Here is a 21,396-nt window from a genome sequence, read left to right on the forward strand (position 1 = left end):
TAAAGGAGATTGTCGATGCAACTTCTCGAATGTCCTCCTGTTGCAGTCATTGCTGGAGAAAATGCGGTTCATGTTTCTCAACTACCTTCTATATGGCAAGACATTGCTAGAGGAGCCACGAGTGTCGGACTTTCCCAACCCCAAAGCTATGTTGAGATGGCGCAATTGTTCCTGTATAAATTAGAACGTGGTGATGTTGACTTATTTAGCGATCGCCCCCAACTAGCTCACCTAATACCATCATTTTCTCAGTTATTTGCACAACTGGCATGGGAAACCTTAGAGTTTTTTGGACAAGACTTTCTCAAACACAACTATCCGAACTTTGCAGAAATTCTCCGCGATGTGGAGTCCAAAGGAATCGATTACGCTGATGAAATAAAAGTGGCTCGTATTGGCATAGATTTGTTCAATGAATTTGGTTATGAACTACCTGCTAGCTTTTATCACGTGCATTTAGCACCAATTTACCGCGATCATGTTTTTGAAGAACGTGCTTTGCGATTCGATCAGCGCGATATCGAACACAAACGTGCTTGGGATGCCATACTCCATGCAGGTAAGGTATTTGCTATTCAAATGAAGGTGCAAAGTATTGCTTCTAAATATGGTTTTACTTATCAGCATGGCTGTGGTTGCAACTCTCATCTATCTTCCATTGATGTATCTCGTGGGGCGTTTGAATATGAATTGAGTCCCGACAAGCGTCAGCGATGGATTCGCAGTTTCATCTGGACTGCTTGGTATGAGTATGCCTTTTTTGCGATCGTACCTAATACGAGTTATTTGGTTTAACAAGAAAGAATTCAGGAGTCAGGAGCCAGAATTCAGAATTGAATTGTGTCTCGTTCCCAGTCGGAGACTGGGAATGCCGTTCTAGAGGCTCCGCCTCCCTTGCTGGCGGCAGAGCGCCAAGAGCAGCATTTCCAGCCCAGAGGCTGGAAACGAGATTTGCAAAGGCTTTCAGCTTAAGTTGACACCAATGCAAGTCAGCGTACCCTTGCAGCGAATAAAGCAAGCTATACAGAGCGTCTTGTAGTGAACATCTTGATTCTTACCGGAGCCGCAGACACTCCGCCTCCACTCCTGAATTCTCCTTCAAGAAATCGGTTCAAAAACCATTTGCGGAATCAACACTTCATCTTGTAATTGTCCAACACCTAAAAAGCGAGTCTCTTCTTCATAAACTCGCACTATCCCAGTAATATCAGAGTTTAGAGAAACTCGCTGACCTTGGCACCATTTTTGAGCAGATGTTGCTGGTAAAGTCACAGACAACAAATGTTGTAAGGCTGCATCAGGGGCGAGAGGTTGAAATGTCCCGCCTTGCAATTTAGCTTCTAAGTCGGTAAAAGTGAGACTATCTGTTAAATCGAAACCACTGCTTTGGGTACGGATCAAAGCCGCCAAAGTACCACCAGTTTCTAAGATTGCACCTAAGTCACGAGCGATCGCTCTAATATATGTACCAGATCCACAGGCGATCGCCACATCCAATTCGGGAAAATCTCCTTCTCTCCAATCCAAAATATCTATCTGAAAAATTTCCACTGTCCGCACTGGGACTTCCACCATTTTTCCTTGGCGGGCTAAGTCGTAGAGACGTTTCCCATCCACTTGAATTGCACTATAATTCGGTGGGATTTGCTCAATCTTGCCTTCAAATTGTGTTAGTGCAGTTTTCACCTCTGCTAAACTCAATCCAGCACAAGCTTGAGAACTAATGATTTCACCTTGTAAATCATCGGTTGTAGTCCGCACACCCAGACGAATCGTAGCCTTATAAGCTTTGTTTTCTGGCAGATATTGCAATAATCTTGTGGCTTTACCAAGTGCGATCGGTAAAACCCCTGTTGCTGCTGGATCTAAGGTTCCCGCGTGTCCTACACGTTTGAGGCGCAACAATTTTCGCACCCGCGCTACGCAGTCGTGGGAAGTCCAGTCAAATGGTTTGTTTAAGTTGAGAAAACCTTGAAATAACACAAAATCAATACTTACAGCTTTTAAACTCTATTAAATACTTATTTAATGCTCAAAACATTAATATTTAGCAATCAAAGTTTATCGAAACAGAATTCAGGAGTCAGAATTCAGGAGTCAGAATTAATTCTGACTGAAAAAGCGGATAATAAGTCGTAGAGAGCGTCTTGATTCTGAATTTTGAATTCTTCTTCAATTAAGCATTATTTATCAGTATCAAGACATTCTCTAAGAACTTTACCGAATAATATCCAAAAAGTGCGGATAACGCCGAGTATTCTCCGCAAATATCACGATGTCATTTATAACTTCCGATACATAAAATTGTAATAATCAAGAAATCTTATAGAAAACTTCATGAAAGTTTTTATTGTCAATCAAAGATTTTACTTGTAGTGCTTTTAGCCAAACAACTATCAATAGTTTTTACTAACATAAATCAAATGAAAAAATCAATCTTCACTACTACATTGTTTTTTTGCTCTATGTTGATTGTGAGTTGTAGCGACTCAGGCAATAGTGCTTCTCAACAGAATAAAGTTAATCCAGCAAATACTGCAAAAGCTACGCAAGTTAATTCTGAATCTATTTCTGCAAATCAAGTAAAACTAGATAACAGCAAAAAAACTATTAAGTCAGCATCATCTGAAAAAACATCTCCTAAAAACAATCAATCCAAGGAAATTAAAAACAATAATCCAACTTCTGGTATTATCAAAGATATGCAAAACGGAGACTTAAAATGCTACGTTACTATTGTCGATGAAAAGGGCAAAGTATATGAAGGTGTCGGTGCAGTCTTTGAGGTTTGCGAACCAGAGAAATACGTCAACAAAAAAGTAAAAATGTCTTATTCTCTAGAGAACGTCAGTGATTGCCAAAGTTCTGAGCCTTGCGGGAAAACAATCAAAGAATGGTTAATTAGTAAGATAGAAATTCAAAAGCAATAATTACAATATGCTTTTTAAAATTATCTAAATCAAGTGGATGATGGGGATAGTTGACCAGTTGGGCATATCTTCGGTAAGCTAACTGTAACTTTAGTTCCTTGCCCCACTTCACTTGACAAAGTAATATTGCCACTATGTAACTCGACACAAGCTTTAGCGATCGCTAGCCCTAAGCCTGTACCAGGAATTGTGTCAACGTTACTTCCACGACTGAAGGATTGAAACAAATTTTCTTGATCTGCCATCGGGATGCCAATTCCCCAATCTTTGATGTAAAAAATTGCTTCTGATTCTTTGCCGATCAGATGGAATTCTACACTACCTCCTTCTGGAGAGTACTTAATTGCATTAGACATTAAGTTAATAAAAATTTGTTGCAAAAGTCCGCGATCGCCCCAAAATCCATGATGATTACCAGTAATTTTAAAAATCAATTCGTGGCGATCGCCTACTGTTTCTCGCTCTTGTTCTAAAAGATCAGAAAAAAATTGTAGTAAATCGACTGAGATTGGTTGAAACTTGGGTTTTTCCAGTTCGAGTTGGTTAACCAGAAGCATATTATCCACAAGTTTGGACATATACCTGGCTTTCTGTTCAATGATTCCCAAGAATCGCTCTTGTTTAGACTCATCTAGTTGCTGGCTATGTTTTACCAAAGTTGATGCCGCAGCCAGAATTGAAGTTAGCGGCGTTCGATACTCATGGGAAACCGTTGTAATTATTTGGGATTTAAATACATTGAGTTGCTTTTCTTTGGCAAGGGCTGCTTGAGTTTGGGCTAACAATTCCGCCTGTTGAATAGCGATGGCTAATTGTACTGATACTTCATTGAGCATTTCTGCATCATCAGTTTGCCAGTGTCGCTCCCCGGAATTATGGTGAGCAATCAATAAACCCCAAAGCTTGGGGGTTGGGTTCCCATTGTTGCTTAGATTAATCGGAACTACCAGATTTGCCTTAGTATTAAATTGCTCTTTTAGACTGACACAATTACACAAGCCAAGCTCATAGATATAAGGGATTGCGGATTCGGAATTGGGCACAAGAGGCAGAGAGGCACAGGGGCGGAGGGGCAGAGGAGAAAAACCTACTGCAACTTCTTCCCTGCTCCTCTGCTCCTCTGCTCCTCTGTCACTGAGTTTAGCCTGAGCGGCGTCGAAGGGCGTAGTCGTTGGCGCAGCCTCTCGTAGAGAAGTGCTGCTCCCCTGCTCCCCAGTCCCAGCGCCAACGCGATCGCACAATGCTACAGTGCGGTATGACTCAACTGATGAGGCGACTATCTTACCATCTGTATCTGGGTAAAACTGATACACCATCACGCGATCGCACTTCAAAAGTTGCTGTACCTCAGCTACAGCCGTATTCAAAATTTGCTCTAGATTAAGAGACTGGCGAATTCGTAAAGCAGTTGTGGCAATTAGGCGTTGTCTCTCTTGAGTTTTGAGCAGTTGGGCTTGCAAGCACGACTGCTTGATGGCGTTGCGGACTGCTAGTTGCAGCACATCCTGTGTTAGATGGTGCTTGACTAAATAATCCAAAGCACCCCGCTTCATTACCTGTACAGCGATTTCTTCATCACCGCGCCCTGTTAACATAATCACGGGGACAGAAGTCTTAAATATCTCCTGCTGGATGCGATCGAAAAGTTCTAACCCACTCATATCAGGTAGGCAAAAATCCAGCAAAATGACATCGCAGCGTACTTTTTGGCACAAAGCAAGTCCTTCTTCTGCGCAATCTGCCTCCAAAATCTGGTAGGACTGGTGCGGATCTTTCAAAAGATATCGACGATAGATTTTCCGATCTGCGGCACAATCATCGATGATAAGTAGCGTCCGTATGTCCAACATAAGGTTATGACGATCAGGGAGCCATATAGATCCCTTTTATCCAGATTGTGTTTTCTTGCATAATTCTAAAAATAATATAAAATAAGTGTAAATAAAATCTAAATTCTTTAGTAATCCTAAAGAAACACCAAATAGTCAAAAACAGGAAAATGGGGAAAAGAAATCTAACAGAGACAAACAGACACAGTGACTCAAAGAGGAAAATGTCTTTGTGTCCTCTGAGCCGTCTCTTTTATGATCGTTTTTCCCCGACTGCTACATCAACAAAAAATAAACAACTTAATCCAACACAGGCGGTGTATTGGCTTCAAGCCAGTAGTCTACAAATGCCTGAATCGTCTTTTTTAGTTCCAGAGCATCCATCGGTTTTACCAGATATCCATTGGCGCCCTTCTGGTAGCACAATTCAATATCCTTGGGGTTAGATGATGTGGTAAAAACAACGATGGGGATTCCCTTGAAAGTCTTGTCTTGCTTGAGCCGATCTAAAATGTCACGCCCATCAATACCTGGCAAATTGAGATCGAGCAAGATTACAGAGGGTCGTAATACTACTTTTGGGTTAGGTAGGTCTTCGCCTTTAGTGTAGGCATCGTTCCCCAGTTGATAGAGAAACTCTAAAACCTCATCTCCATTAGTACAACGGTGTATGGGATTCTGGACGGACATACGCCGCATCAGACGTTGCAGCATCCGAAAATCTTCATTGCTGTCCTCAACAACGAGCAGCGGTTCATGAAGTTTTTTTGTCATTCGTGGTCTTAAAAGAGCTTAACAAAAATACATATTTAGTCATTATCTTAAACTATTCCAACGTAAAATAGAACATCGAGCCAACACCTACGGTAGATTCAACCCAAATTTGACCGTTATGAAGCTCAACAATCTTCTTAACAATAGCTAGTCCCGCACCTGCTCCTCCACCGTACTTTTCCTGAGAATGGAGCCGCTTAAATAATCTAAAGATAGTTTCTAGATGATGCTGTGGAATTCCAATACCGTTATCTCGGATATAAAATATTGGGCATGGGACATGGGGCATGGGGCATTGGGTATGAGTTACTCCCCTGCTCCCCTGCTCCCCTGCTCCCCTGCCCCTCTGCTCCCCTGCCCCTCTGCTCCCCTGCCCCTCTACCTCTTCTTGAGAAAAGTAGCCAATCTCAACCCATTGCTCTGCTTTATCGTTATATTTGAACGCATTACCAAGCAGATTACTGAAGACTTCATTAACCAGCACTCGATCGCACAAAACTGTTGGTAAAGGCCGAGGAATGCGGATATCCACAAGCCCAGAGTCTTGGCGACTAGCACGAAAAACGTCAATTACTTGATTGAGCAATTCGTTGAGGTCAGTTGCTTGCAAACGCAGTTGTGCTTGTCCTAACTGCGATAACCGCAGCAGAGCATTAATCAGAGTTTCCATGCGTACAGACAAGGATACTACTGTTTGCAAGCACTCAATTCCCTCATCATCTAATACTTGGGCATAGTCTTCTAACAGCACTGTTGAGAAGTTATAAATGCCTCGCAAAGGTTCCTTGAGGTCGTGGGAAGCGGCGTAGGCAAAGGATGCTAGTTCTTGGTTGCTGCGCTCTAACTCCAGGTTGATTTTAGCTAATTCATCCGCCTTCGAGAGTACAATACCAACGATCGCATTATTCAGAGCGATCGCACTGTCAAGTTCGCAAGGTTTCCAAGGTAGAGAAGTTAATCTAACCGTTTCTTGCCATTGTTCAAAGGATTTTCGGGGAGACAGGGTATAGCTACCATCTGGCTGTGCTTGCATGGATTCCTGTGGATTTCCTGCCCAGTGTACCGTTTGGATAACTTCCGGGCGAAACCAAAGGATGTAATAGCGCCGAATTTTAGAAATCCGCAGTAGCAACAAGCCACTAGCAGTATCTTTAAATATCAGCGCCTCTTGGTAAACCTTCGGCAGGGAATCAGTAGAAAATAGGTTATCACTAACTTGGGTATCTGCCCATTCAATGAGTGCCTGAACTTCATTAATATTCGGTGTTGCTCCCACAAGGGTAATTTCATTATCCAGACAAACCGCTGCTCCTGAAGCACTAACAAGATCGAGCAAGCGGATTTCCGGTTTAATTAGGGCATCGATAAAATTGTCTGCTTGGGAAATAGATTCTAGAAACTCAGACTGTAACGATTTGAGTTTTACTTTATAATCCCATTCCGAGTAACTGATTTTGCGTGCTAACTCTGAAGACGCAATCTGTGCCAAAAATTCGCACATCTTGCGGACTTCGTAAGAAATATACTTTGGTGTTTGATGGTGGCAGGATATTAATCCCCAAAGCTTTTGTTCTTGAATAATTGAAATCACCAAAAGAGCCTTCACTCCCATATTTTGATGATACTCAGTACAACACCAATCAAAACTCCGTAGCAGACAGTAGCTTAAGTCAAGATGCTGATGTGTTGTCGGATTTTCCGTTGGAACTAGTTTGACAGGTTCGGCAGTCAAATCGGGGAGAAATCTCAGAAAGCAACGCGTGTATAACTCCCTAGCCTGTGCTGGAATATCTGTAGCTGGATAGTGGAGTCCTAAATAAGGTGATAAATCTTCTCGTTTAACTTCTGCAACAACAGAACCCGCTTCTGATTCGTCAAATTGATAGACCATCACCCGATCGAAACCGATGATTTTTTGGACTTCTTCAGCCACTAAATGCAAAAATTCTACCAGATTCGATATGCTTTGCATTTTAGCGATCGCTTCACTCGCAAAACTATGAAAGTTTAAGAAACTCACCTCAAATTCCGAGTCAGTTGGTTCTAGCTCCAGAATCACAGCTTCTTCTGTACGATGAGCGATCGCATCAAAGTATATTTCTCCATATAAAGTATTTATTAATACTTTAAACGCATTAGCGCTGCCAACCTTTTTTACTAAGCACTGCTTGACAATTTCCACTGTCTGAGGTTCAAGTAAATAGCTCAAAGGTTTACCGAGCAAATCTTCTGGAGCTTTGCACAAATACACTTGGGTATTATTGCTAACTTGCAGTATCTCTAGCTGATTACTGAGTGCCAGGAGAATGCCATGAGGTTGAATAGAGCCAGGTATGTGAATAGGTTTGCGATCGTGGTTAGTCAGGGCAGTAGCTTGGGCTGTAGTATATTCCGGCTGGCTCATAACTGAACTTATGTAAAGCTGGTTTTTACAATAGCGTAATTAAATGTCATATTTCTTTAAATTATATGCTGAGAAGTTGTGAGTGCGATCGCATATCATCTGCGCCTATTACGGTTTTACAGTAATAGGCGCAGCTCTTTGTGAAAGTTTTCACTAGCAAGCAATAACAAAAACTGTTATTATAATGTCTATTCTTGTTATAAAGAGATAAATATATGAATATTTCCCTTACTCCTGAGTTGGAAGCCTTCGTCCAAATGCAGGTTGAGTCCGGCTTGTACCATTCTCAAAGCGAGGTGATTCGGGAGGGGTTGCGTCTTTTGAAACGCTTTAACGACCATTCCGAGGAATATAAATTGTGGCTCAATGAGCAAATTGCTATCGGTCTTTCGGAGCTTGATAATGCACAAGGTCTTCCCAAAGAAGGTGCGCGAGACCGCATCCGCAACAAGGCACAACAATTGATCAAAAAATCTTTGTGACGAACCCAAAACTTTATATTCTCTCCCCGCAAGCAGAAAACGACCTCGCGAGAATTTATGCCTATATTGCGCGAGATAATTCTGATGCTGCCGAACAGGTGCTGGATAAGCTACTTTGTGCCTGTGAATTACTGACAGACAACCCCAGAATCGGACAGTACCGTTACGACTTGACTCCGCTTCCCGTCCGTTTCTGGTTGGTGCAGCCCCGATATTTCCTGATATACAGAGGTGAAAACCCCGTTGAAATCGTGCGTGTACTGGCAGCAAACATGGATATTGCGCGGGAACTGGCCGGAGAATAATTAGAAGATGGTTTTCGGTACGTTATGGAAGCCTTATAGCGGTTCCCACTCAAATACGTCTGTACAAATCAAATAAAAATCATTACATGCAGCAATGCAACACCAATATCCAACATCCAAAATCCGAAGCTGACTATGGTGTTGGGAACTTTTTTTTTACGAGTTTGCCTCCTTTTATATCCAATAATTGTGCTAATTCGGTTGTATTCAATGACTTGACGAGACTCAAACCAAGAGACTTACTAGAAATGCTTTGAGTGTAAGCAGCGTTCAGATATGGTGTGTATTGCGGCTTGCCTGCAATGTATGTTTGGAAAAAAGGTAAACTTAAAACATTCATGTAACGACGTGCTTGAGAAGCATCGCCAATCATATCAGCAGGTAATGCTACTTGTTGATTTGCAGGGTTTGCATTGCCAATGGTGGAGAAGTGTGTGCCACCAACAAGCATGACGAGATACTTTTGGGAATTTGCCAACCAGGAGAAAGGTAAAATTTGCTCGGATAAAGCTGGTGCAACTGTATCATCACTACTGCTGACAATCATCACTGGAGTTTTAATTTGACTTAAGCCAGCTTTGCCGAAAATCGAACTAGTAATGGGATTAACTGCGATCGCAGCTTTTACTCTCTCATCCCGCAGGTTATAATCTTTGCCAGACTTACTAATGCTCAATTCTAAAGCGCGACACTGGAGCAGTAAAGACATATTCCAGGTATTTTGTAGTGCTGCTGGTTGACAGTCTTGTTTTAGCTGCTCAAAGTTGATTTTAGCGCCTGCTAGGGCCAAAGCTGTGTAGCCTCCCAAAGATTGGCCAAATACTCCGACTTGTTGCAGATTTAAGCGACCTTTAAATCGTGAATCAGATTGATTACCTTTTTGCAATTGATTCAGTATATATGTTATGTCCATTGGTCGGTCTTGAAATTCACTTGGTTCTGCTACTTCAATAGCGCGTCCATTTAGCAGAGAACGCAATTGTTTCGCATCACTACCAGGGTGATTGGGAACAACGACAGCAAATCCGTAAGAAGCTAGATGAGTGGCTAAATATTGAAAGTTACTGCTGTCTAAACCCAAGCCGTGAGAAATGACAATTATCGGTGCAGTCTTCTGGACATTGGGAATGTAAACATCAGTCAATAAAAGCCGATTGCGGGTTGAGTCGAAAAACTTCAGGATGTATTTTTGCGAGTTAAATTTTCCCGGAACCTTTAAATCGGGCAATTGCGAGAAATTTGGTTGAGAAATGCTCTCAGCTTCTATTTTAGACTTTTCGGAAACAGCTGCGATCGCACTATGGGTTTGATTAACAAGTTTCTCCAATTCCGTAGCTATTTCCAAAGTCTCTGCGACATCAAGGTGAATGCTACTTTTGGGATATTTACGCAACACATTCAAAAGTGTCAAGCCTCCCGATTCAGCAGAGGCTAAAATTAGCGCCGAACGCAAATTACCAAATCCTGGTTGACTGCTTTTAATGACTTGTGCCAACCGACGCAGTAAAAATTCTCCTTGTGGTGTGTAGAGAAGTTGCGAAACTACTACTGGACTAACTTTCACACGATTAAGCAAAATCCGCCGCAATTCTTGAAGCTGTTCTAGAGGCAGATATTGCTGATAGGCTGCTAAGTCTTCGTTAATTACACCTGTTTTGGCGTAGTTCTCTAAAGTTTTGACTGAAATGGAAAGCTCCAAAGCTGAATAAGATGCATAAATCCGCTCTGCTGCCAAGACAGAATTACTAATTCCAAATGTTGGCAGCACCATTGAAAGAACCAGCAATAAAGAATTTTTTCTGAGGGTGCTGGCCCAATTACCAAACAAACTATTCATCGCTCAACTATTTCGGTGGTCTGGTTTTATCAGGTGTTGGCTTTGGTAGTTATTCGGGCGCCCTGCTTGGTTTACTTAAAGTTACTAGCCTCAATTTTATCAAAACAGAATTTAGGAGTCAGTAGTTATAATTCACGATGAATTAATGTATGACTTGCAAATGTAGCTTGCTCAAAATAATGGGTATAAATGGGTTTAAAATTTCCACCAAATCTGAGATTTAGTAGTCAAATAAAGTAGTGATTCCCAATTACCTAGTAATTTATTCTGACTCCTGAATTCTGATTTTTGAATTCTTTTCCAATGATATTTCGGCTATAAAGTCAACAATCAAATCCTACAAAGTCACGCAGATTGCTACAGTATCCATCTGACTTCAGTAGTTTGCCTTCACTATTAAATCATAACAAATAAAAAATAGTCTGCCTCAGTATTTATGTTGTAGCTTTGAATATTGCACAAAATCACTAGCTGAAAAAGCCAGTAAAAATCCTGAAAAACATTGCAATTAATTAGCTTTTCCCAAAGCGATCGCTACTGAACCTGTAACTACTAAACCCGCTCCAAATATTGCTATGAGGGTGAAGTGTTCTGGTGGTATCCAATCAGGTGCAATCACTGATACAACCGTGACTGCTATTAATGTCACAATGGGAGCTAAAGCTATTACTGCACTTACTCGTGATGCTTCCCAATGTTGTAATGATTCAGAAAAAGCACCGTAAGCGATTAAAGTATTCAAGGCACAAAAAACCAACATTCCCAAATGGAAACTATTAAGTATAAAAAGTGATTTAACTTTAGCTAGAGGAGTGAATAATAAAGCACAGCCTCCATAAATAATCAACATGATGCTGCTGGAAGATAAAGATTGTAATAACTGCTTTTGTGCCAAAGCATAAATAGCCCAAGCCATTGCTCCTAGCGCAATTAAAACACTACCTAGTATATATGTGCCATGTGCTGTAATTAAATTCGTTAGTTGTTCGCGAAAAAATAAAAGATAACCACAAATCATCACACTAACGCCAATCCATTGAGATAGCCGATAACGTTCTTTAAAAATTACTAACCCGCCAAAACCTAATAAAAGGCTAGATAATTGAATGAGAACTTCAGCGTTAGCAGGCGATGTTAATGCTAAACCTTGGGTAAATGAAAAGTAATTAATCCCTAAAAATATTGTTGCGATCGCTAATAATTTTCCAGAAGCAGAGCGCAATTGTTCTAGTTTTGGTAATTTGCCGCGTATCCCTAAATACACAGCAAGCAATACAAATGATACTAAAAAACGAAACCAAATAACGGTATAGACATCAAGTACTTGTAGAATTACTGCAAGGGCAATAGGTAAAATTCCCCATAACAAGACTGTCAATAGTGATAATGTTAGCCCTAAGCGCCACCGACCAGAACTTTGATGTAGTAACATTAAAATATCCAAAAAGTAGGACTGATAAGTAAGTTATATCTAATTTAAATATCTAAACATTTTATCAAACTCTTATCGATAAAATATATTTAATAGTTTAGTTAATGCAAATTCAATATAGAATAACGAATTTATCAAATTCAATTTACGATTCGTAGCCCGAAGAGGGTATTTTTTCTGTTCACATAAAATTCGTAATTTGTGTGTTCACTTTACATGAATCTTAAATTTAAAACTGCCTTGTAAATGTATACTTTATCTCGGTGTTACTTTATAATACAACTATGGGGATTATACCCATAATCAGCTTAGTAATCTTTACGACTGCCTTATCAAGTTACTTATTGCTGACCTCAAGAGGTCGATTTTTGCTCAAATCTTTGGTGACAAAAATAAAGCGGCAAGAGTGGAAATTTAGATATGGCAAACCTAATTACTTGAGATCGAAATTTTCAAGAACTACAACAATTGCTGCCATTATTCTGGCAGCAGTAATAGCTGGAAATACTGTATCAGCAAAGGTTACAGGGCCACCTCCAGTTTCGCTCAAGAGTGTATCGGTTCCAGAACCTGACAATCTTGGAGACTTCGTAAAAGACAAAACAGCTGCAATCAAGTTAGGAAAGACTCTTTTTTGGGATATGCAGGTTGGGAGCGATGGAAAGACCTCCTGTGCTAGTTGTCACTTCCATGCTGGAGCCGACAATAGATCCAAAAATCAGATTGCTCCTGGGCTTTTGCGGGTCAACGCCAATGGTACAGAGAATCCAGATTCAGTTTTCAATGTCGGCGGACTACCAAACTATCAACTCAAACCAGAAGATTTTCCTTTCCACAAGCTGTCAAACCCAAACGATCCTAAGACTGTTGTATCTGACCGTAACGATATCAGTTCTTCTCAGGGGATCTTCTATACGAAGTTTGTGGATGTCACACCTGGAAATGCAGAAGACAAAGTTACAACCGAGCCAGATTCGGTGTTTAACGTAAAAGGTATCAATGTGCGGCGCGTCGAGCCGCGTAACACGCCAACCGTGATTAATGCCGCATTCAACTTCCGCAACTTTTGGGATGGAAGGGCACAAGATATCTTTAATGGGGTAAATCCCTTCGGTTTAAGAGATCCTAACGCCGCTGTCGTCAAGGCTATAAACCCAATTAGGGTAGAATTTGTAAAAGTCAGCTTAAAGAACTCGTCTTTGGCATCTCAAGCTGTCGGGCCGCCACTCAGTTCCTTTGAGTCATCCGCAGATGGTCGCACTTTTGAAGAAATTGGTGATAAGTTCGGGGGGGTTAATCAATTCGGGAAAATTGACATAACACCTCTGAGGATTGATAAGGGTAAAAAGCTCCCCCGAAAACTTGCGAAAAAGTTATTAGCTCTGAGACCGCTAGGTAAGCAGATTGTGCATCCACAAGACAGCGTTTTAGGTAAAGATAGTAGATCGCCTCAACCTGGACTTAAAGATAAAACCTACACTCAGATGATTCAAGAGGCTTTCAAGCCGGAGTGGTGGAATTCTAATCGACTCATCCAAGTTGACTCTGACGGTAAACGGACTATTATCAAGAGGCCCGATCGCTCTTTGAAGACTAATGAGTACACATTGCTAGAGTACAACTTTTCGCTATTCTTTGGGCTGGCAGTTCAGTTGTACGAGTCTACACTCATTTCCTATGATACGCCCTACGATCGCTACTTGGAAGGAAACACCAACGCCTTAACCGCGCAGCAGCAACGAGGCAAAGGACTGTTTGAGGGCAAAGCTCTGTGTATTGCTTGCCACAGTGGATTAGAATTAACAGCTGCTTCAGTCAGCAACGTGGCTAAAGAGGGACGAATCAAACGTGCGCCGTTCGGCCCCAAATTCCCTGAAGACACTGGTTTCTTCAATATCGGTGTCAGACCTGCCACAGAAGACCCCAGTTTGGGTGGTTATGACGGTTTGCAGAATAATGGTCAACCTAATCCGCTTTCAGAAGCACGATTGGCTCAGTTGGGTAAATTTAAGAATCTCCTGGGCGAAAATCCCCCAACCCTTAATCCACCGTTGAATTCCAGTGAACCTGTGTTTGCAAATGGAGCTTTCAAAGCACCTGGACTTCGCAATGTGGAACTAACTGCTCCCTACTTCCACAATGGAGGTCAGGCGACTCTAGAGCAAGTGATTGATTTTTACAATCGTGGTGGTGATTATGGACTACTTCCACCGCTAAAGCTCTCACCAGTAGAAAAACAGGAATTGGTCGCCTTTTTAAAAGCGCTGACTGATGACCGAGTTCGGTTTGATAAAGCGCCCTTTGACCATCCACAATTATTTATCCCTAATGGACATGTGGGTAACACTAATTACGTTGTCAATGACGGCACTGGTAAAGCTAAAGATGACACAGTGGAAATTCCTGCTGTTGGTAGGAGTGGTAATAGTGGTACACCAAATTTCCTCAGTTAATCTCATTTCACGACGAAATACCTGAATACAGATAGATATGTAGGGATGTACAAATGTACATCCCTATTTTTGCGATTTGGTGCAATTGCCAAGTTCGTAGTGAGGGCTAAAGCCCTCAAACCAAGGACTTTAGTCCTTACTACAAACTTATTCACCAAAAACTTGGGTCTGAAGCCCCGTCCTTTGAGGACGGCTTTTTATCATCGGTGACAGGACTTTAAATGAGTAATGAGTAATGAGTAAAGAGTGGATGAGAAATGGGTATTTACTCATTACTTATTACTTATTACTTATTACTCCAGAATCACCAACCCTTCTTTCTCGGTGAGTATGTCAACCTACTCAGCACGGGCTAAACGCCCCGCTACCGCTAATAGCACTCTTCATTGATGTGATGGACTAGTAGTTACGATCGCTTGACTAACGAGTGTGTAGGCGTAGCCCATCGGAGGCATCGCCAAGTATTGGTTGTATATTACTAACTTTGGTATGGTCTAGGTAATTATAGACTCTTCTGGAAACTTCCCGGACAAAATCTCCAGCTCTGCGATCGTAGTTTGGTCTTTGCACCAAAACACCTGCTAAATAGCTTTTGCCGTTGGGCATTTGAATAATACCCGCATCACCAATGATAAATCTCAATGTACCAGTTTTGTGGGCAATGGTCGCTCCTTGACCGATACCTGCTGGTAGTAAACTATTGGTTTTGACACGGCGCATAATGCCTAAAACTTGATTGCGGCTAGTTGGGGATAACAAACGATTATTAGAAACTAAGGCCGCCAATCTGACTAAATCTTTGGAACTAGTTGTATTTGTGCCACCGATATCTGGAAGGAGATTCCGCATTGCCGTATTTTGCAATCCCCAGCTACGAAAACGTTGACTAACTTTTGCAGCACCACCCAAGCGATCGAGAACTAGATTTGTGGCGGTATTATCGCTGATTGTCATCATCAGGGTAGCAGTTTCTAGGACACTAAATTTAGTGCCGATGGGTTTGTATTGCATAATTCCAGATTCGCCCACCTTTAAATCGCGCCGCATCACTAATTTATCGGTGAGCTTAATTCTACCTGCGTCTATTTCTTGGAAAAGAGCCACTAATAAGGGAAATTTGATTGTACTGGCAGCAGCAAATCTTTTTTCGCCATTAATATCTATATAGTTTCCTGTATCTAAATCTAAGAAAAATATTCCCGGATTCAATGATTTATAACTTGCCAACAAAGTGCGAATCTGAGAAGTAATACCAGCCATCTCTTGACCAAGATTTACAACTCCAGCAAATGTCGATGCATCTGTGGATCTGATGGCAATATCTTCTCGATTTTCTCCAACAATGGGATTATTTTGGCGGTTAAATGAATTGAATTTGAAACTCCAATGAGAACGAGAATCTCCTTTAATTGATATATTTTGGGAAGTTACATCATAACCAGGAGCTAACTCGACGACAAAACGAGTGGTTTGAGAGTCTGGTTTGCCGAGGCGAATTTCTTTCACCGCTTTCCCAAAACTTCGTTTGACAGTATCGGAATTAAAATTAGTTCCAGGTAAGTCAATCACCAATCGATTAGGATTATCTAATAAAAAGGCTTTTGGTTCTATTCCTGAAGTGGTAGTTAGGTCTAATTGGTTTTGGCTAGAATCATAGTACCAAGACTGTAATTGTGAGGCTTTAGCTTGTCCTGCAACTATAACCAAACTGCTTAAACCAATCGCCAGTAGATGTGATTTCATTTTGTGAATGTGGGTGTGCAAGTTAGGATCAACTAATCAGGTTTACTTAGATTGTTTTCTGATGACTGTGCTGAACTTCCGGAGAAAAAGTCATAAATCCCGTTGAGTTATTTTTACCAGATGAGGTTTGGGATTAGATAAGCACGATAAATCATCATCACTTATTAAAAGTAAATTGCTGACAGTTTAATTTGTGTGTGAGTTGACAACAACATAAATTGTTAATCTAGCGGAAGGACGAGCGAAGGATTAATTATGTTTCCAATTTAGGGGTTATCAATAAATTATCCAATCTTGTGGGGTGGACATCTTGTCCGCCTATAATAAACAAGGGCGGACAAGATGTCCACCCCACAAAAAATCCCACTTTTCCTACCTTTTTGACGAAAAGTAACAAAATTAAGTCAGGATAAATACACATGAGTTGTGAGCTATTTGTAACCTCACCTTTGGGGGACTTTAATCCCTCTCCGACTTTCAAGAGGAACAGACTTGAACTAACGCAGAGAAAGGTTAGTTGACAGTTCACGTTAAAAGAAATCAGCCATCCAAGGAGAACTACCTGCAAATATTTGCGTAGCTGCTGAAATAGCGGTTTCTGTCCCATACAGTTTTCCGGCTATTTGCAAATGGTAGGGAGCGAACAAACTTGTATATAGTGGTGCTAATTCTCGGATATCTAACTGCAACTCACCTTTTCCACCTTTTGTAACTTCACCGCGTCCATTGGCAACAGAAAGAATGAATTTACCATTATTTGCATCTAACAAATTATCTTGAATGTCTAAGTGCAGTTCAGTTTCGATTCCCGATGGATAACCCCGCATCTCCAGCGCCTTAACTACATCTACTACCCGCAGCATCCAACGCATCGTATTCTTAAGCTTGGCAGTTTGCTCTGGTAGTAGCAATGTCAAAGAATCGGTTACAGAACTCCTCCATCGCACGTGTTCAATTTGGGAGCGATGACTGGCAAGGAAAGACCAGAATGTTTGTGCAGCCGCAGTTGTGAGAATTACCCAATCTTTGATTCGCAGGATTGCGCCATCCTCTCTTGAATGTTGGCTGAAGAGGATATAGCCTTCGGGTTTCTCTTTTGTACCGATAAAATATGCGTAAAATGTTTCCTTCTCATCTGGTTGAATTAAGCGCTCCCAGATTGCGGGATGTCGGTCTAAATATCCATGCGTTTGTCTCGCCTGTTGTTGATATAGTTCATGAAAGACTTGATGATTAATTGGCACTATGGGTTGCAAAGGTAAGGATTGCTTTCGCACTTGGATATTCCTAGTAGAAACTTCCCAATTACACCAGCTACCCCCTTGCTCATACCCGACTTTTCGATACAGAGTTTGCACAGCTGGATAAAGAGCAGAGAGCGGTATACCTCTAGCATAAAGTTCCTTGAGCGTCTGCTGCATGAGAGCGATCGCAGCTCCCGAACCACGATACTCTGGAGCAATACCCACTGCGGCGATTCCTGTCATTGGTACACGCACACCACCCCACCACTGGCCCATATCCAGAGTTGCCAATCCACCAACTAATTGCCCAAATCCCCGAATAATACGGAAATTTTCTACGCCAATGAGATTAACATAAGCTTCCTCGCCACCAACTGGGGTGATGAAACACTGCTCAAGGATATATATCAGCTGCTGAATATCCTGTGGATCGGCAAGAGTGCTGTATTCAAATTGAGCCGTCATTTCTCATACCATTAGTAGGACAAAAACACAATCACACTACAGCAGATATTGCCCTAATACTTGAGCAATTTCATCGCCATAAAGCCCCGGAATAGCCTCAATTATACTACTGCACGTTTGGTTTTAAATGTTGGAACACCTACACCGTTTCTTTGTGAAGCTGCATATATTTATCTCCCGCTATGCCCTCCCTCCAAAGCATCTTCATGGAGAATTGATATTACACTGGTAAAAATTTTTAATGAGTTACTTCAGGACTGTTTATTCTATTTTTAGGGCGAGTTGCTCTTAACAAACCACTTACAAAAAATATGTCAACAAGTTGGATTTACCTTATAATTGCCATCCTTTTTGAAGTTTCAGGCACAACTTGCATGAAATTATCGGATGGATTTACTAAAATAGTTCCTTCAGTATTAATATTTGTCTTCTATGGACTTTGTTTTACTTTTTTGACCTTTGCCCTCAAGAGACTTGAAGTAAGTGTCGCCTATTCTGTCTGGGCTGGATTAGGAACTATTCTAGTCGCTCTTATTGGGATTATTTGGTTTCGGGAATCTGCCACATTCATCAAACTTGTGTCGATCTCCTTAATAATCATTGGGGTAATTGGCATCAACGCAAGTCAGTGAAGGGGCAGGGGGGCATACTTCTCTACGAGAGGCTGCGCCAACGACTACGCTCAGTAACCGGGGGGCAGGGGGCAGGTGGTCACTGAGCGTAGTCGAAGTGGGATAGGGGAGCAGGGGAGAGGGTTTGCAGATTTTATACGGCTTAGTATTGGCTGCTTTAGCTAAATATTACTTAGGTAACGGTGAACAAATTGAATGGCGATCGAACCTTCTCCCACACCGGATGCCACCCGCTTAATTGAGCCATAGCGGACATCTCCGGCTGCAAAGATTCCGGGAATGTTGGTTTCTAATAAGAAAGGAGAGCGTTCTAAAGACCAACCACGAGGAGATTTGCCATTATGCACTAAGTCTGGCCCTGTGATGATAAACCCTTGAGCATCGCGGTGAATAACACCATCGAGCCAATCAGTTTTAGGGCTAGCACCGATGAAAATAAACAGCGATCGCGCCGACACGGTTTCGGTTTGTCCAGTTTTAGCATGGGCGATCGCAATTGCTTCTAAATGTTCCTCTCCCTTGACTTCTACGACGCTGCAACCCGTGCAAACTTTGATATTTTCAGTCGCGGCAATTTGGTCAATCAAATATTGAGACATACTTGATGCTAGTGACTCACCCCGCACCAACATAATCACTTTGCTAGCATACTTAGCAAAATGCATTGCTGCCTGTCCAGCAGAGTTTGCCCCGCCTACCAAGTAAACCTCTTCGTTGGCGCAGGCGATCGCCTCAGTCATAGCAGCACCGTAATAAATTCCTGCTCCTGTGAGCTTCTCTGCTCCTGGAACCTTTAGCCAACGGTAGGAAACGCCGGTTGCAACTAAAAGTGCATGGCAACTAATCTCGCTACCATCTGCTAATTGCAGAATCCGATAAGGATCTTCCAGTCGAACCCCAGTTACTACTTGAGGAGTGAGAATTTCTACTCCAAATCGCCGCGCCTGGGTGACTCCCCGCCTTGCTAAATCACTGCCACTCAAGCCAACAGGAAACCCTAAATAGTTTTCAATCCGCGAACTCGTACCTGCTTGGCCTCCTGGCGCTTCACGCTCAATTAATACAGTACTCAATCCCTCAGAAGCGCCATAGACGGCGGCTGCTAATCCGGCAGGGCCAGCACCCACGATCGCTAAGTCATAAAAGGGGCGCTCTGCCTGAGTTTGCAGTCCAATTTTGGCGGCAATCTCTAAATTAGATGGTTGAATTAATCGGGAACCATCGGGAAACAATACCAATGGCAATTGCTGTCTGCCATCAGCTTGGGCGTATTCCACCAATTTTTCTACATCCGGTTCCAGTTCAATATCTAACCATTTGAATGGAACCTGGTTACGTGCTAAAAAGTCTTTCACCTGATGTGAAAAAGGCGACCAGCGATTACCAATGACTCGAATGCCTTCAAAGGGTGGACGGAATCCAGCTAGCCAGTCATCTAGCAAATCATCTAAAACCGGATATAGCTTCTCTTCTGGTGGATTCCAGGGCTTGAGTAAGTAATAATCAAGTCTGGTACTATTAATCGATTTAATCGCAGCATCCGTATCTGCATAGGCCGTCAACAAGGCGCGTTTCGCATCGGGAAAGATGTCTTTTGCTAGTTCTAGGAACTCCACGCCTCCCATTTGGGGCATACGTTGATCAACCAAAAATAGAGCAACTGCTTCATTCCGCAATTTTAGTTGCTGTACTACATCCAGAGCCGTGATACCTGAATCTGCCCGGACAATGCGGAAGCGATCGCCATACTGATGACGCAAGTCTCGTGACACCGCTTGCAATACTTCTGGATCGTCATCCACGGTTAAAATTGCTGGTTTCGCCATAACTACTGTTACTTAACAATTGCAGTGTCTAGCCGTTATCTTCAAAAATGTGTCGTCAAAATATCTACTGTTTAACCAGTTGCTTTAAACGAAAGTATGCCTCTTCTGGTGTCAGCGGTTGCGATTGAGTTTCATTGGGTATATAAAATACCCAGGTATCAGGAAAGTAATGCACCACAAAGCTGGGAATCAAACCCAAGCTTACTGCTTGCTTGCCGAGTTTTTCAGTTTGTTCCTCTAAACTCAGTTGGTCATGAAATGGGTGTTCAACCATACTTTTGCATCTCCCTGTACTCTATTTGACCCTGGAAGAAGGTTCAAAACCAGTATTGCACAAATCACCTTTCGGTAATTCACACCATTAACCATGTTCCAGAATGAGCTTGAGAATATTTTGGTAGTAGACCTAAATAATTTCAAATATGCTTTCGTAGAGAATCATAAAACTATTTGGGTCATTCACGCTAATCTGAAACTGGATTAAATCAGGCAGCAGGGCATTCCTTCCATTGAGGTATTGGCAAATCATCTGTACTTTGTCAAAAGCTCGTATAACTCGCTACGATGTTCTTGTACTAGTACTAATTGGCAAATTACCCTAACTATAGTATTGCTTAAGTATTATAGTTAAAATCCACTCTTTAAACAGCATTTAGCTACTTGAAGTCTAGTTATTGTTAGGTGATAGTTGTAATTGCTTGACCTAAATTAATTTGCAGATTATCTATTACTCTGTCAAGCCAACTATGCTGAGTGAGACACTTCTGAAACATCTCTTGTCTTCTCTCTCCGTGCCCTCTGCGCCTTTGTGGTTCGTTTATTTACCCTTCAAACTTCGCTTGATAGACCACTAAAGATTGTTGATTTTGAATAATACCAACTAATTGCTCAGATCCATTACCATCAAAACGATCGGCATCAAAGAAAATCTCTAGGCCAGAAACACCATTTAGTAATTTGACATCTTCTCAATCAGTAATTTTGCTTGAACTAAAGATGCAATTGCTATTAAGTACGTCTTGCTAAAAATATAGAACAGA

17 protein-coding genes are annotated in these 21,396 nt (G+C 41.7%); 7 read left to right on the forward strand and 10 right to left on the reverse strand.

Annotated elements, in window-relative coordinates; genetic code table 11:
• The first annotated feature begins 15 nt into the window (after positions 1 to 15).
• Together RMX69_RS00655 and RMX69_RS00660 are read left to right on the forward strand one after the other, a co-directional pair.
• Positions 16 to 795, forward strand: a complete 780-nt coding sequence (locus RMX69_RS00655) for a hypothetical protein (RefSeq protein WP_289794752.1) — start codon at positions 16 to 18, stop codon at positions 793 to 795.
• Between the two features lie 45 nt (positions 796 to 840).
• A complete protein-coding gene (locus RMX69_RS00660; protein ID WP_289794751.1) occupies positions 841 to 972 on the forward strand; it encodes a hypothetical protein in 132 nt (43 codons plus the stop codon).
• A 126-nt stretch (positions 973 to 1,098) separates the two neighbouring features.
• Here the strand turns inward: RMX69_RS00660 and truB are convergent, their stop codons facing one another.
• Positions 1,099 to 1,983: a tRNA pseudouridine(55) synthase TruB gene (truB, locus tag RMX69_RS00665; RefSeq protein ID WP_289794750.1), complete on the reverse strand. Its 885-nt coding sequence runs from the start codon at positions 1,981 to 1,983 to the stop codon at positions 1,099 to 1,101.
• Positions 1,984 to 2,423: 440 nt separating this feature from the next.
• On the opposite strand from truB, the gene RMX69_RS00670 reads away from it, so the two are divergent.
• Positions 2,424 to 2,930, forward strand: a complete 507-nt coding sequence (locus RMX69_RS00670) for a hypothetical protein (protein ID WP_322636129.1) — start codon at positions 2,424 to 2,426, stop codon at positions 2,928 to 2,930.
• Between the two features lie 29 nt (positions 2,931 to 2,959).
• Here RMX69_RS00670 and RMX69_RS00675 read toward each other — a convergent pair whose 3' ends face one another.
• The 3 genes from RMX69_RS00675 to RMX69_RS00685 all read right to left on the reverse strand — a co-directional run bounded on the left by RMX69_RS00675 (position 2,960) and on the right by RMX69_RS00685 (position 7,937).
• A complete protein-coding gene (locus tag RMX69_RS00675; protein WP_322636130.1) occupies positions 2,960 to 4,780 on the reverse strand; it encodes an ATP-binding protein in 1,821 nt (606 codons plus the stop codon).
• 279 nt (positions 4,781 to 5,059) lie between these two features.
• A complete protein-coding gene (locus tag RMX69_RS00680) occupies positions 5,060 to 5,533 on the reverse strand; it encodes a response regulator (protein WP_289794747.1) in 474 nt (157 codons plus the stop codon).
• Between the two features lie 52 nt (positions 5,534 to 5,585).
• Positions 5,586 to 7,937, reverse strand: coding sequence for an ATP-binding protein (locus RMX69_RS00685; protein ID WP_322636131.1), 2,352 nt, complete (start codon positions 7,935 to 7,937; stop codon positions 5,586 to 5,588).
• A gap of 215 nt (positions 7,938 to 8,152) precedes the next feature.
• Between RMX69_RS00685 and RMX69_RS00690 the strand changes: the two genes are divergently transcribed.
• Positions 8,153 to 8,419: a type II toxin-antitoxin system ParD family antitoxin gene (locus RMX69_RS00690; RefSeq protein WP_289794745.1), complete on the forward strand. Its 267-nt coding sequence runs from the start codon at positions 8,153 to 8,155 to the stop codon at positions 8,417 to 8,419.
• Positions 8,416 to 8,724 (forward strand): type II toxin-antitoxin system RelE/ParE family toxin, encoded by a 309-nt coding sequence (locus RMX69_RS00695; RefSeq protein WP_289794744.1) that lies wholly within the window; start codon positions 8,416 to 8,418, stop codon positions 8,722 to 8,724. The genes RMX69_RS00690 and RMX69_RS00695 overlap by 4 nt, the downstream gene beginning before the upstream one ends.
• 133 nt (positions 8,725 to 8,857) lie before the next feature.
• Here the strand turns inward: RMX69_RS00695 and RMX69_RS00700 are convergent, their stop codons facing one another.
• Positions 8,858 to 10,561: an alpha/beta hydrolase gene (locus tag RMX69_RS00700; RefSeq protein WP_322636133.1), complete on the reverse strand. Its 1,704-nt coding sequence runs from the start codon at positions 10,559 to 10,561 to the stop codon at positions 8,858 to 8,860.
• Positions 10,562 to 11,069: 508 nt separating this feature from the next.
• Positions 11,070 to 11,993, reverse strand: a complete 924-nt coding sequence (locus tag RMX69_RS00705; protein WP_322636134.1) for a DMT family transporter — start codon at positions 11,991 to 11,993, stop codon at positions 11,070 to 11,072.
• 284 nt (positions 11,994 to 12,277) lie between these two features.
• Here RMX69_RS00705 and RMX69_RS00710 point away from each other — a divergent pair, with 284 nt between their 5' ends.
• Complete coding sequence (locus RMX69_RS00710) at positions 12,278 to 14,446, forward strand: cytochrome-c peroxidase (RefSeq protein WP_322636135.1); 2,169 nt, start codon at positions 12,278 to 12,280, stop codon at positions 14,444 to 14,446.
• A gap of 420 nt (positions 14,447 to 14,866) precedes the next feature.
• Here RMX69_RS00710 and RMX69_RS00715 read toward each other — a convergent pair whose 3' ends face one another.
• Entirely contained in the window at positions 14,867 to 16,189 is a 1,323-nt protein-coding gene (locus RMX69_RS00715) for a serine hydrolase (protein ID WP_322636136.1), read from the reverse strand.
• Between the two features lie 530 nt (positions 16,190 to 16,719).
• Positions 16,720 to 17,898, reverse strand: coding sequence for a GNAT family N-acetyltransferase (gene eis, locus RMX69_RS00720; RefSeq protein WP_322636137.1), 1,179 nt, complete (start codon positions 17,896 to 17,898; stop codon positions 16,720 to 16,722).
• A gap of 311 nt (positions 17,899 to 18,209) precedes the next feature.
• On the opposite strand from eis, the gene RMX69_RS00725 reads away from it, so the two are divergent.
• The gene (locus RMX69_RS00725; RefSeq protein WP_289799859.1) at positions 18,210 to 18,530 is read left to right on the forward strand and encodes a DMT family transporter; all 321 of its coding nucleotides are present in this window, start codon (positions 18,210 to 18,212) and stop codon (positions 18,528 to 18,530) included.
• 161 nt (positions 18,531 to 18,691) lie between these two features.
• On the opposite strand, the gene RMX69_RS00730 is transcribed toward RMX69_RS00725, so the two are convergent.
• Together RMX69_RS00730 and RMX69_RS00735 are read right to left on the reverse strand one after the other, a co-directional pair.
• On the reverse strand, positions 18,692 to 20,356 hold the full coding sequence (locus tag RMX69_RS00730; RefSeq protein ID WP_322636139.1) for an FAD-dependent oxidoreductase: 1,665 nt from the start codon (positions 20,354 to 20,356) through the stop codon (positions 18,692 to 18,694).
• A gap of 64 nt (positions 20,357 to 20,420) precedes the next feature.
• A complete protein-coding gene (locus RMX69_RS00735) occupies positions 20,421 to 20,630 on the reverse strand; it encodes a hypothetical protein (protein ID WP_322636140.1) in 210 nt (69 codons plus the stop codon).
• Between the last annotated feature and the right edge of the window lie 766 nt (positions 20,631 to 21,396).

Source organism: Nostoc sp. EspVER01 (genome assembly GCF_034530635.1).
GTDB lineage: Bacteria > Cyanobacteriota > Cyanobacteriia > Cyanobacteriales > Nostocaceae > Nostoc.

What these genes read in the sequence shown, in the direction of transcription:
- RMX69_RS00655 (WP_289794752.1), top strand. Translation starts at nt 16, where the DNA reads ATGCAACTTCTCGAATGTCCTCCTGTTGCAGTCATTGCTGGAGAAAAT.
- RMX69_RS00730 (WP_322636139.1), bottom strand. Translation starts at nt 20,356, where the DNA reads ATGGCGAAACCAGCAATTTTAACCGTGGATGACGATCCAGAAGTATTG.
- RMX69_RS00735 (WP_322636140.1), bottom strand. Translation starts at nt 20,630, where the DNA reads ATGGTTGAACACCCATTTCATGACCAACTGAGTTTAGAGGAACAAACT.
- RMX69_RS00700 (WP_322636133.1), bottom strand. Translation starts at nt 10,561, where the DNA reads ATGAATAGTTTGTTTGGTAATTGGGCCAGCACCCTCAGAAAAAATTCT.
- RMX69_RS00685 (WP_322636131.1), bottom strand. Translation starts at nt 7,937, where the DNA reads ATGAGCCAGCCGGAATATACTACAGCCCAAGCTACTGCCCTGACTAAC.
- eis (WP_322636137.1), bottom strand. Translation starts at nt 17,898, where the DNA reads ATGACGGCTCAATTTGAATACAGCACTCTTGCCGATCCACAGGATATT.
- RMX69_RS00675 (WP_322636130.1), bottom strand. Translation starts at nt 4,780, where the DNA reads ATGTTGGACATACGGACGCTACTTATCATCGATGATTGTGCCGCAGAT.
- RMX69_RS00680 (WP_289794747.1), bottom strand. Translation starts at nt 5,533, where the DNA reads ATGACAAAAAAACTTCATGAACCGCTGCTCGTTGTTGAGGACAGCAAT.
- RMX69_RS00670 (WP_322636129.1), top strand. Translation starts at nt 2,424, where the DNA reads ATGAAAAAATCAATCTTCACTACTACATTGTTTTTTTGCTCTATGTTG.
- RMX69_RS00705 (WP_322636134.1), bottom strand. Translation starts at nt 11,993, where the DNA reads ATGTTACTACATCAAAGTTCTGGTCGGTGGCGCTTAGGGCTAACATTA.
- RMX69_RS00725 (WP_289799859.1), top strand. Translation starts at nt 18,210, where the DNA reads ATGTCAACAAGTTGGATTTACCTTATAATTGCCATCCTTTTTGAAGTT.
- RMX69_RS00715 (WP_322636136.1), bottom strand. Translation starts at nt 16,189, where the DNA reads ATGAAATCACATCTACTGGCGATTGGTTTAAGCAGTTTGGTTATAGTT.
- RMX69_RS00690 (WP_289794745.1), top strand. Translation starts at nt 8,153, where the DNA reads ATGAATATTTCCCTTACTCCTGAGTTGGAAGCCTTCGTCCAAATGCAG.
- RMX69_RS00710 (WP_322636135.1), top strand. Translation starts at nt 12,278, where the DNA reads ATGGGGATTATACCCATAATCAGCTTAGTAATCTTTACGACTGCCTTA.